General features: G+C 36.6%; 7 protein-coding genes. 3 read left to right on the forward strand and 4 right to left on the reverse strand.

The window, feature by feature from the left end; genetic code table 11:
- Window positions 1-84: 84 nt before the first annotated feature.
- The 3 genes from B1C82_RS19010 to B1C82_RS19020 all read right to left on the reverse strand — a co-directional run bounded on the left by B1C82_RS19010 (window position 85) and on the right by B1C82_RS19020 (window position 8802).
- Window positions 85-660 carry a hypothetical protein gene (locus B1C82_RS19010; RefSeq protein ID WP_232298406.1) on the reverse strand — a complete coding sequence of 192 codons (576 nt, stop codon included), beginning with the start codon at window positions 658-660 and terminating at the stop codon, window positions 85-87.
- Entirely contained in the window at window positions 657-7907 is a 7251-nt protein-coding gene (locus B1C82_RS19015; protein ID WP_086449147.1) for an RHS repeat-associated core domain-containing protein, read from the reverse strand. Before B1C82_RS19015 ends, B1C82_RS19010 begins: the two co-directional genes overlap by 4 nt.
- Before the next feature lie 283 nt (window positions 7908-8190).
- Entirely contained in the window at window positions 8191-8802 is a 612-nt protein-coding gene (locus B1C82_RS19020) for a hypothetical protein (protein ID WP_008590240.1), read from the reverse strand.
- A gap of 168 nt (window positions 8803-8970) precedes the next feature.
- Here B1C82_RS19020 and B1C82_RS19025 point away from each other — a divergent pair, with 168 nt between their 5' ends.
- Both B1C82_RS19025 and B1C82_RS19030 read left to right on the forward strand, forming a co-directional pair.
- Window positions 8971-9861 carry a tyrosine-type recombinase/integrase gene (locus tag B1C82_RS19025; RefSeq protein WP_036089031.1) on the forward strand — a complete coding sequence of 297 codons (891 nt, stop codon included), beginning with the start codon at window positions 8971-8973 and terminating at the stop codon, window positions 9859-9861.
- 149 nt (window positions 9862-10010) lie between these two features.
- Entirely contained in the window at window positions 10011-10877 is an 867-nt protein-coding gene (locus B1C82_RS19030) for an HNH endonuclease (protein ID WP_232420955.1), read from the forward strand.
- 47 nt (window positions 10878-10924) lie between these two features.
- On the opposite strand, the gene B1C82_RS19035 is transcribed toward B1C82_RS19030, so the two are convergent.
- The gene (locus B1C82_RS19035; RefSeq protein WP_008591546.1) at window positions 10925-11926 is read right to left on the reverse strand and encodes an NADase-type glycan-binding domain-containing protein; all 1002 of its coding nucleotides are present in this window, start codon (window positions 11924-11926) and stop codon (window positions 10925-10927) included.
- A 370-nt stretch (window positions 11927-12296) separates the two neighbouring features.
- On the opposite strand from B1C82_RS19035, the gene B1C82_RS19040 reads away from it, so the two are divergent.
- Window positions 12297-12974 (forward strand): hypothetical protein, encoded by a 678-nt coding sequence (locus tag B1C82_RS19040; protein WP_008589401.1) that lies wholly within the window; start codon window positions 12297-12299, stop codon window positions 12972-12974.
- Window positions 12975-13021: the final 47 nt, after the last annotated feature.

Raw genomic sequence — 13021 nt, forward strand, 5'->3', positions numbered from 1 at the left:
ATAAAGAATATACAGAAACAATTTTCTACTAAGTTACATCAGTAACGAAAGATTACCATTAAATTAATCAACTCTATTCACTAATTAAAATTTACATTTTTCATAGTTACTTTCTAAAAAGCTACTTTCTATACTAGCTGTTAAAGTAACCAAGGTATGTCCTGCATTGGCCTGTCGCTCATCCGAATTTTTTGGTTCAGGATATGGAAATCCTTTATAATGAAGAGTAATTCTAAGAGATTTGTTTTCCGAAAGGTTGACATCTTCAAATATTTTGGTGGTATACCCATACAAATATTTCCCGAGACGAACCTCGTATTTATTTTCCCCGCCATATATAGGAAAAACCAATTCACATCCCGCAGGGAATCTGAATTGTTCGTAATTGTTCCAAAGCTTGAAAAAATTCAGTCCTCTATCTGGATTTATTAAAACGCTTCTCTCAAAGACGGTCCCCTTTTCTTCTCTCAATACAGCTATCATATATTCCTTATAGGAAAGCCTTTGAGTTCCATCAGAAAATTCGTTTGGCAAATAGATTTTAATAAAGTTATTTTTCGAATCGAAAACTGGATTTGGCATATGTTGCCAATACAAAATATTACCTCTACAGTTCATAATAAACGAAATAGAAAAAATAAATATCAACAACCGATTCACAGACTCCCTCCGCATGTATTTCCAGTTGCTTCTGCACCTTTTACAATCAATCCAACAGGAATTGGACTAAAAATATCAATTGTATTTATAAATGATTCTAAATAATTACCTTGCGATAAATTATAACCTGCGGAACCTCCAGAGTAGATTTGTAGTATTTTACTTAATGTAATACTCGTTTCAAACAATGGGACACCACTTATATAGTTAAAACTACCAAATACAGGAACGTTTCCGGGCATCACACCCAATCCCGGCATCCCAAAAAAGGCAATCGATCCGGCAGTGACGGCGAATGAGACTGCAGCTGCGTAACAACCGGCAATTCTCGCATTCTTCTCATTCCAGCGTAAATGATTCAAACTAGATTTAGAATAACCTCCCACAATATAAGCTTGAAAAGTAAATGGAGACAATACAGATCCTGCTGCAAGGATTCCAACTCCTAATCCAGTATAGAGAAGTATTGGAACTGCTGCTGAAGCAAGTAATGCTACACCTACTGCCATTGCTAGTGCAGAGAAAACCAACATCGATGCAACACCTAAAGCAAAAAGTCCCGCGATGATTGCCGCGCCTGCAACGGTCATAGCCAATGCAGCTGCCATAAGTACTGCACTGACTCCTATAACGGCAGCCGCTGCTGCAAGAACAGTGGCTTGAATCAAAGCAACCCCACCTATAACTAATCCAGCAGCTCCGACAATGGCCGCTGCTGAACTCGCAAGAAGAGCTGTTGAACCGACTATCGCTGCGGCGCCCACACCTGCTACTACAAGTGCGGAAGATCCGAACAGAGCCGCTGATCCGCCAATTATTCCAGAGGCTAGACCTAATCCAAGAGCTGTGCTTCCTCCAACTACAGAACCAATTGCTGCGCCTCCAGCTCCTATTGCTCCTGCACCCAAGAGCGTAGCACCAGCTATCATAGCAGCAGCCGATCCTGCAGCGCCTCCAGCTATTACTCCGCCAAGAGCAGTACCTATGGCTCCTACGGGGTTCAATATCAACATTGCACTGCTAAGTGTTAAACTAAAATTTAAGAAACCTAGGCCGTTACTACTCAACCAAGAACTGAGAATACTATGGCCGCTTGGATCTGTGTAACTTATCGGATTACCTTCAGCATACGCGTAAAGATCCATTCCCGTTGGACGACTCCCATCAATTACAGAGTCTGCTTGTAGAAATCTACCAAGAATTGGATCGTAATATCTTGCTTTATAATAATATAATCCGGTTTCTCTGTCTTCCTCTTGTGATGTATATTTATATCTAAATACATCTGGACCAAAAGAATCTTCCCTTTGAATTTCTCCATAAGGTTTATATGATACATGAGAGGCTCCAGACTGCGCTCCTCCTGTGACTCGATTTCCTGACCCATCAGTTGCCATAACAATAGATCCCAAATGATCCGGATGAAGAAATAGAAATCCAGTTATTGGCATTCCTGCCCCTGAGCCAGGTTCGTAAGGACTACCGATTCCGGTTGCCCCCGAATCAATGTAAGGTACCATTGTCCAAGGGGCATTACCGTTACTTCCTGGTAAAGCGATGGAACAATTTGAAAAGGAAATTATCAAAATAGGTGTAATAAACTTGATCGTTAATTTCCAAAGTCCGTCCCCAAACGAAAGTAACGCGAACGCGACACCTAAAAATACTGTAACATATAAAAATGCGATATTCGTTCCAGGAACAAAAAGCAGATATTTAATTCCTCTAATAGCAATATCCTTAGATTGCCAGAGATAAGTATTCCAAGTAGATCCGAGTCCCGAAGAAGCTACGAGCTCTTGATTTACGTAAGAAATTAGATCTGGGTTCTGTCTTGACCACTGACCGACTAAATCTCCAGAATTTCCTTTGAAATATAGCGTATGCTGCGGAGACTTTCCAGGAGTTAAAACAACTTCATAAATTCCACCCAATGTAATCGTCTTAGTTCCATCACTACTTCTTGTTTTTCGAATACGAGTTCCAGAAAAATCGTAATCAAATTTGATCGTCTCCCCGCTTGCAGTATCAACTTGTTTCAATTTTTGAAACGGATTGTAAGAAAACGATTCGTCATTTTTGTTAATTACGTTTCCTGCATTATCGTAAACGTAATGATAAGAAAGGTTATCTCCTGAAACATCGGTAGCTGCATTTTTATGTAAACTATTTGAATAGGAATAAGTCAAATTCCCTTTTTTAAGAAGTCTACCTGAATCCGAATATTGGTATTCTTCTGCTCCATAAACTCCTGTAGCAGAAATAAGACGACCAATGGAATCATAAGAAAAACTTTGAGAACGAACTGGATTTTTATTATCTGTTATCGAAGAATAATTTCCATAATCGTTATAACTGTAATTCAAATCTTGGTAAGAATCTGAGTCTTTACTTGTTTGGATACGAACCAGATTTTTCTTCACAGGATTATAATAAATATTTGTATTAACTCCATTTCCCAAAATCCTCTGAATCTTCAAAAGCCCATCCTCTATCTTAGGTCCGGCGTATTGAACTACTGGAAAATCAGAACCACTACCATCTCCCGGAGTCAAAGTTACAGCAGAAAGGTAACCGGCTTCAGAATAGAGATTTTTAACAATACTTCCTTCCGGATAAGTAAATTCTTCGACTTGCCCTTGAAGATTATATTTCTTTTGAATGATAAAGGTTAACTCTTCTTCCGAAAGATGTTTCTTAAGAAGTGTTTGGTTACCTCTGGCATCATATTCAAAATCAGTGATTCCTAAAGAATCAGTTACTTTGGTTAAGCGGCCTATTCCATTTGCTACGGATTGGTTATCGTATTCGTAAACTTGATATACTGTTTCTCCCTGGGAGCCTATTCCCGCAATCTGTGTAACTCTACCCAATACATCATAGGAGTATTCGATTTTAGAACCACTCGCCAACCGTTGTTCCTGAAGATTTCCTGAATTGGAATCGTATATGTATTGAGTTGTCCCCGAATCCGGGCTTATGACTTTTGTTTTTCTCCCAGAAAAATCACTCTGGATGTAAGTAATCCCATTTTCAGGATCTATGATCTGAGAAATTTGACCATTCGATGCGTACTTATATTGAGTGGTCTTTCCTTGTAGTGTAGAAGACACAGTTTGCCCTAAAGAATTTTTTACTTCAATTTTTTCTTGTATAACATTACCGTTATTCGACTCTTTTACTGTGGTAATCAACCCTGATACCGAAACTGAAGTAGAAGATCCGTCATTCCGTTCAGAAAGGACCATGTTTCCTTCGGCATCGTAAGTAAAACTCGTCCAAGAAAATGGGTTAGACCCTTCTAAATAAGAATCTATTTTCTTTACAGTTTGCCCTTGAGGATTACCGTATGTTTCTTCTACAAGTACATAGCCATTCACTAAACTGCTTCGTTTTTTAGTGATTCCTGTAATTATATTGTTAGATTCTTCCTGCCAACTTTGGCCGTTACTTCTGCGGAAAGTTTTTCGTACTAACTTATTCTCTAAGTCTCCTGTATTTTCATATTCTATCTTCTCGGACCATTCCGACTCCCCAGGAAGATAGCTTAAAACTGCTCTTCCAAAAGTATCATATTCGGTTTTAGATACAACACCATTAGAATTTGTGTTAGAAACTTCCAATCCATTGGTTAAATTATATTCTTTTAAAGTAATATGGCCGAGGGAATTGGAAATCTTGATTGGATACTTATGTACTATGGAATCATATTCTATTGAATTTGTATTTCCGTTAGAATCAAGAGTCGACGTTGGATTTCCATATTCATCGTAAGCCTGGATATATTGATTTTTCCAAACTCCATCGGAAACCAATTCTCGAACTGCAGATACTAATCGACCGGAATAATTAAACTTCTTATCAGACAGTAATTCTCCATCCTTAAAAAGCTGAATTTCAGTCGGCTTTCCTAAAATACTTTGGCTCCAGTCATTTAGATATGTTGTCTTTTCTGACAATATAGTTCCATTTATGGATGTTACTTTGTTTAAAATATTTCCGTAAGAATCATAGGTTTTCGAAATTAATGAAGAAGAAAAAACGTTCCCTGCTTGGTATTTTATCTCAGAGGTATCTCCAGGTAATACCAAGGTCCCGCCAAAAACAGAAGTCGATTTATTATAACTCCAGGTCGATTCAGAAAGTAAAATACCATTCTTTTTAATCTTTTGATATGTAGGTCTCCCGGACATCTCGATAAAACTTGGATCGTATTCTATCTCTATCGTTTGATTCAGAATCGAATCGGTCTGAGTCATTTTCTGAAAACCGATATAAGTAGAATTTCGAAAACCTCCTAGATAAAATCTGGCAAACGAATATGAATAACTTCCCGAACTTAAAATAGTATCCCCGGTTTTTTGAGTTAACCTGGTGATTAGATAATCAGCTCCCCCAAATGGAACAAATTGGGGAGAAGAAGAATTATACAAGCTCGGTTGAATTGCTCCCGGATGATTTTTCGAAAGTTGATATTCTAAATTTAATTCTACATTACCCTGGGAGGAATAAGATCCATTTTCAACCTTCGAAAGAAGTCCACTCGGAAGCGCTTGATTGAATCGAATATAATGCAATTCTAAACTGGATTCATAAGGAAAACTTCTGTAAGCGATGCTCGATATTCCAGGAGCGCTACTCGCAACAGAAGTTTGAAGATTTACTTTATTACCCTTTAATCCTAAAATCTCCGGCTTACCATCAGAGTTTGTATCGATCGAAAGGAAGTATCCGCCCGTAGTCCAGCTATCGTCTCCATTTTCAGAGTAAGTAACATACCCATTCGAATCCGATTTCGCATATGAAACCGCCAAAACACCGTTCGCAGCATCATATCTTAAGAAATCAGCTTTGTTATCTCCGTTTAGATCTATGAAATCTTTTCGATTCCTCCAATTAAAATAAGAAATAGAACTCGAATCCCCACTACTGGAAGTGGAAGGTATATAGGAATCTAAATCAATAGCTACTTCATAAGAACTTGCGTTACCAATCGTAACTATAAACTTATAGGTAGTAACAGTTGTTACTACGCCATTCGAATCAGTCTGATCTATGCTCGTTACATCAGCTCTAAGAGTATCTAAAGCACCATCTCCATTCAAATCTTTAGAAACATCTTGGTTCCAATTTACCTTGAAAGGAGTTAGGTATTTGGAATTCATCGAGTCATAAATTTCTACATTAAAAAATGAGTTGGAAAGGTCGGTATTATCATAAGATATTCTGTCTTTCACTCCATCTCCAGAAAGATCAGCCTCTACATAAACCGTATTGGAACTTGAACCAGACTCTTTATTGGCAAACGCTCCATTAACGTTGATAGTTTGAAGAGGACTCGCTCCATTTGTTAAAAAAGTTCTCCCCGTAAATGGATAATAAGAGATACTTCCTTGGTTACCTGGCATAGAGAAAAATGCAAAGTCCAAATATCCGTCTCCGTTTAGGTCTGAAAAGAACTGGTCACCCTTGTTACCGAAATCGGTTCTTGAAATTTTATTTGTTTCTATTATTTTAAGTAACCCATTCTGCAAATCTAAAAATGTTACAATAAGCTCTTGAGAAGTGGAATCATTGATCCTTACAAAATCCGGAACTCCGTTTCGGTCCAAATCTACAAATTGTTGGAATGACGTTCCGTAAGGAGTAATAGTTAATGTTTGGATTTTTTGAAACCCAGAACCAGTAGAAGTATATACAAGTAAATTATTATTACTGTCAGCCTGGATGAAATCGGTCTTACCATCCCCATTTACATCAAGGACAAAATGTTTCGCAGAAGAAGCTCCCAGACTTTGTGCAGTGACATTTGAATAGGATTCTGAACTGAAATCAGGCCCATAGTAAACTTTCAGGGCTTCGCCGTTATTCTTTAAAATGAGAAAATCACTCTTTCCATCCCCATTAAAATCACCTGGGAGTATTTTTCCGATACTTGTAATTCCAATATGTTCCCCAACAGTGGCATTGCTTGTAGAAATTGGATTACTAGTAGAAGCGTTCCAGTCAGATAACTTGGAAACCGAGAACTTTTGATTCGTCATGTTTCCTGTAATTTTTACCAATTCCGGAGAACCGTCCCCATCCGTATCTGCCGGAGTAACGAATGTAGAAGTTACCCCGTAAGTGCAAACATTTTGATAGGAAGCAATTCCTTGTGCACATAAAATCCTAGCATATCCCAAAGTCGCCGCCATACAGGCTGCGCTAGCCGTACATAAACAAGCTGTCTGCGTAGCTGCACAGCTGGATTGAACATTTGGATTCATAGCTTGGAAGGAAACATCATAATTCTTTCCGTTCGAATTAAATAGATTAGCCTGAGTCGTTCTTTCTGTATAAGAGAAATTGATTGGTTTATAATTTTCCCTTTCGAAGGAAGATAAGATAGGCCCTCGATCGGTAGTGTCATAGCTAAAATCGTAAGTTTCAATTAGCTGTTCTGAACCGCTCGAATCTTTAGCATACACTTCTATTTTGTCTAGAAGCTTCTTTCTAAAGGCAGCTTTCGTAAGATAGAAGATCTGTTCACGAAAACCACTAGAGCGGTCTTTATATGAAAAAACTATTCTCCCATTCCCTCTAGCATATTTGATTTCTTGAGGAAGAGGTTCATCAGAAATAGTAGTGTCCGAACTGTAAATGATATCATAGCCATTTCCAAAAGAATCTCTAACCTTATCTAAATAGGAAGTAATAGCAGCCCCATTAATTAAGATGATTGATCCGGAACCGTTAGTATCATTTCTCCCATATTCGTAAGTAATTCCGGATTTATCTTGGAAAACCCAAACGTTTCCATCTAATTTAATCTTATAGAAAGATTCCATCTTGGATCGGTACACACCGCTCGTGCTTGTCTCGATCAATTCTCCTAAAAGACTGGAGCTATAACCATCGGTTGCTCCAAAGTGGACCCCTAAATTAGGATTTTTTAAAATTCTCGGAAATCCTCCTAAATTCCAGCCGCTTCCCAAGATAGACTGAGTTCCACTTGCCGTATAATCGATCGTAATCGAAGGAACTAAATCTCCCGCTCCTGGAGGAACTTGGATATTCAGAGAAAAACTGGGTTTTCCTGTTATCCCAATTTGGATATTCGGGAGAGGAAGCGGAATGCTAGTTTCTCCACCGGAAAACACAGACGCGAAATAGTTCAGAATGGGGCGTAACGGATTCCAGGCAATAAAGAAGAAAGAGGCTATTAGAACGAATAAGGTAACTGAATTTTTTTTATTTAGTCGCATATCCAAAACATCCCCACAGGGACATGAACCAAAATTAAGTAGCGTTTAATAAAAGCACGTTACCTGATTCATCAATGTATCTAATGCGAATTCATAAGGCAAATATGTCAAAAGGAATTGAAGAATTAACAAATATTTTCCAATTGAAACGATTGCTACAAGTTTGAAAACGAAATTAAAAATTTATTACTCAGGGAACTTTTCCGGAAGACTGTGGTCCCCACCTTCTGAGGGTAAAAATGATCTTAAACTAATTTTATCCAACCTGGACTAATATAAAGAGTTATAAACCTTCCTTCGCAATATTGTCTAAATACTTTGCCTCGAATTTATATCTAAGATCATCGCGCCAAGTTCGGCTTATTCCCAAATACTTATTCAGTAATCCTGCATTTTTATAATTACCGTAAATAATGTCTTTAATTTCCGCCTTACGCTTTTCAAGCTTCGGACTAATGGAACGCGAATGAGTTACAAAAAGCTTAAATATCCCTTTGACAAGAAGATCCTGCTTATTGAATATATGCACTTTGTTATTATATTTGTCCTTCGCTTTAATAAACCAACGTGAAGCCATCGGATATTTGTCCAAAAGTTTAATATAGTCTTTATTCGAAATCATGATCTTTGGAGGATTAAGCTCTCGCGCCTTTTTGATTGATTTAGTTCGAGTAAATTCGCCATGTTTTTCTAAAATATACTCATATACTTCGGAATATCTTTTAAGTCTCAAGTCTCTTATAGTCCATTTAATAGCGTAAGAATAAAAAATGGGTTTAGGGTATGGCACAAGAGGCAATGATCGAATTTCTTGTTGTATCGACCTCAATTCTTTTTGGAGAGAAAGTAAATACTTTTGCTTCTTCGTTATTTCCGCGCTTTTACTATTTTTCATTTCGAAGAGTTAACCAAATCAATTCCGTACTTAGATCTTAGAACAATTATTTATTAAAATTCCTTAATTATCTAAAGAAAAATAAAAACTGCGAGTATTTGATATATATCAACCCAATCCATACAACAAATAAATGTTTGGTGACCGCATGTGACACCCAATGTCAAAATGGGAATATTAAAAGATAAAATGATCTCGGATATGATCCTTCACGGCTATTCAGATAAATCCATAAAAACCTACACAGATTGCATGACAATTTTCACTCAGCATTTCAAGATCTCTCCCCTTGATATGAATCCGACACACGTATATAATTTCTTCCTTCACTTAAGGAAAACAAAGTTAGCCGAATCATCTATAGTCGTGTACTATAGCGCAATTTTGCTATTTTATACTTTTGCCAATAGAAAATATATGATGAACCTAATTCCGATACCGACGAAAGGAAGAAAAATTGCAACTGTGTTAAACAGAACTGAGATCGCCAGTTTTTTGGAACATTGCATTACACTTAGAGAAAAAGCAATCTATACATTAATATATTCTTCTGGAATCAGATCAGGAGAGTTAGAGAAGCTTAAAGTCAACTGTATAGACTTTGAAAGAAAATCAATCTTTATACAAGCAGGAAAGAACAATTGCGAACGCTATGCGATTCTTTCTGACCAGGCCGCATTCTTACTCCAACAATATATCGTAAGTTATCGTCCGATTTCCCATCTCTTCTATTCGTCAAAAGGCAAGAACTTTTCTATGAGTTTAAGAAGGATTCAGGCTAGATTTAAAATAATAGCAAGCGAAGCAGGTATCACCAAAAACGCAACCGTGCATACGTTAAGACATTCATTCGCAACGCATCTTTTAGAAGATGGCTATAGCATCTTCTATATTCAAAAGTTACTCGGCCATCTTTCAATACACAGCACCTTGATTTATCTACATGTAAGTCCGCATCATTTAGCAGAAATACCAAGTCCAATCGAAAAAGTACCGATTGCAAAAATGGGAATATTCGAAACAGATTCGCAATATGACTTAGGAATTTCGATGCTTTAAAAAAGGAATGCTCATAGATTCTCTCGACTGGCGTAAAGTAACATTATTACTATAATGAATTTACATTTCTTCCTTTATCAATTATAAAATCAGGACTAAGTTTTCCCCTGGAGGATCTACCAATGGGGCTTCCCAGATATTTACAAAACATGAAACGAGAAATCTTAAATGAGATTAATGCCGACTCTCTAAGCAGAAATACACTTATGAAATTCATAAATTTCAATCTAAATAGTACAATTATATATAATCCTCATCCTCGCATGCATTGGCCAATATATGTAAAGCACAAGCCAATCTATCATGAGTTTGAAACTGAAGGGAGAAAAGTAGATCCAGAGAAATACTACTTGAGCCTACGCGACCCAAGCTATTGCATTAATCAAGTATTGAAAGATCATTACGGATTCTTTAGACTCAAATATCGCGAGAGGCTAGATTTCGAAGAAACTACATCTTATTTCTTTATTAAATTCCAAAGACGTAAATCAAACGGAACTTGGACACGAATAGAAGAGAACCGAAGAGTAAAAATCAAATTTAGGCAGACCAAATGGTTAGAAAAGGTTAACACGAACAAACAAAACGCACATATCGCCGAATGGAACTCAAATCAACTTCTGTATGATGTAAAATATAATAGAAAATACAATACCCGCGGCTTTCCACCCACGCTAAGTCGCCTTATTTTCGAAAGAGACCTCTACACTTGTCAAATTTGTGGGATAACAAAAGAAGAAGCAATGAAGAAAGGTCTCCATATGGAGGCGGATCATATAGTCGAGTGGGAAGATGGAGGTGAAACCTCTTACAAAAACGGCCAAACACTCTGCTCGCAATGCAATAAAGCGAAGTATCATTTTAAGAGATTAATGTCAGGATACGGGAAGAAAACCAGTAATAATATGCATAGGAAAATCAATAACGATCAAAGAATTAAGATAACACGCCTAACAATAAAGGAAGGACGTCGACTTTCAATAGAAAATTGGTTCAAAATCAACCAAGACACTTGAGAACTCTTTGTCTAAAAACTAATTACGTCCGGTGATACTTTGAGATTTTAATTATTGAATTCGAAGATATTTGTACTTATAATTTTTAGATCTTGTCCCAATTTTTCAACCTGTCCATTTTCCCTTTCAAACACCCATGTCTTACTCGCCATATCAATATTTATAAATCTGTAGCCAATTTTTTTATCTCTATATATTCCATCCTTCTTTCCTGGCTCAACATAGCCGGGATCTAAATCTTCCCGGACTGAGCATCTTACTTTTATCGTTTTATCCGATCGAGTCCAGCTATCACAGGATAAATGCCAAGTATGTGCATACTCTACAAATATTTTGTCTTCCACTAAGCTAATCGAGGCATTTCCAGACACTTTGCTTGCATCCGATATCCCTTCTAAAGTTAAACTAAAATCAGTTTTCGTCTGACTATCCGCATTCGTATAAGTAAGCTCAATATCATTACCAGCGGTTTCTTTTTTATATTCTAACTCCTCTTTTGCTTTCCTAAGGTCAGCCTCTTTCTTCGTGATTGCGTTTTCATCGAAAGAATCCGATAGTATTTCATTGCTATTTATGCTAATCTCGCTAATGCAAGTATCATTGGCTTTCCCTTTATATACAGAAAGAATAATGAATTTCAATCTATCTGTTTCAAGCTTTTCCGGAAACCGAATCACAGAACTTTCCGGTTGATCAATGATGGTAAAATTATACTTTTTCCCATTAGCTTCTTCAACTTCGATATCCTTTACTCTATTGTTATTAGAAAAAAGTTTTCCGTAGGCATATCCATTCTTAATTAGGAAGCTATCGATCACTTTTTTATCAGGAAAATTTAGCGTAATAGTTTCGCCAATTCCTTCGGTATTAGTTCCTTCACACCAAGGGTCCAAAAAATCATCAAAAAGCTTGTTACCAGAATAGGTTGTTTCACCTTCACTCAGAAAGCTGCTTACTACAACCTCAGATGGCTCAACTCCCAAATGTACTTCTTTGTTTTTACATGCTGTGATGGTTAGTAAAAGTAGAACGAAGCAAATACGATTCATCGAAAAAATCTCTTAAAGAATTTAATAACGACCACTTAGTAACCTTAATGATTTAATATCAATTCTTTTTGCCCAAAAGGGGGTTTGCAATATTCATTGGGCGAACTTATTTCCAGATGAAACTTCAATTGAGGATAAAAGAAAAAAGAAAACGCTTGTCAAGAAAGTCCTCGAAAATAAAAGTAAAGTCGAAAAATAAATAATGTATTTCTAATATTAATTATATAATATCCAAGTTCCGATAATCGCTATTTATTCTCTTTCGAACACTGGCCGATTAAGTGAAAATTAAATGTAGCTCATTTGGAAGTCAGCCCGGAACAAAGTTGTATATAGAAACCTATATAAATGCTAAACAAGGATTTTGTAAATGGGTAAATTTAAAAAAAGTGTCATCTTAAGTATATTTATATTATTTAATATTGGTATTTATCCCGAGGAACACTACAATTTACCTCCCTTAATCTTAGAAAAAGTTCAGCCGGCAATGGTCGAAGGTATGGAAGTTAACTCGGATCAATGCTATTCATTTTGGGATAAAAATTTAGAGAAAAGGAATCAAGGGATAGATTTCTCAGTAGATGAGGCTATTAAAAATGGAAGGGAGTGGGTAGCAAATCAATACCCTGATAATAATTTTGATATCAAATTAACTAGTATAGGTCTTTATAATAAAGGAATCGGACTTAAATACAGTCAATATTTACGCGGGGTTAAAAGTTTAACATTAGCTGTTCATTTAATTATTGGGAAATACGGCGTTTCAAGTGCATATTTATGCTATCGGAAAATTAGAGAACTTGAGATTCCGAAAAAAACATTCTGCACTGAAGAACAAGCTCTAACGCTCTGGGAGAACCATGCTAAACAAAAGTATAAAGATTACAGCCTAATGGCGACATTTTTGTATTTAGAATATTATAGGATTGAGAATTCAGATTCTTGGAGAATGGAGCCATTTTACAATATAAGAGCTCACGATATTAAAACTGAATTTAGAGTAAATTTATACTCATGTGAAGTTGTTACCTTCGATAGAAAAATTTGAGTGCAACATTTTAGCTTAAAGCGAGATAGTTTACTTATAATCTTTCT

It is taken from the genome of Leptospira venezuelensis (assembly GCF_002150035.1).
GTDB lineage: Bacteria > Spirochaetota > Leptospiria > Leptospirales > Leptospiraceae > Leptospira_B > Leptospira_B venezuelensis.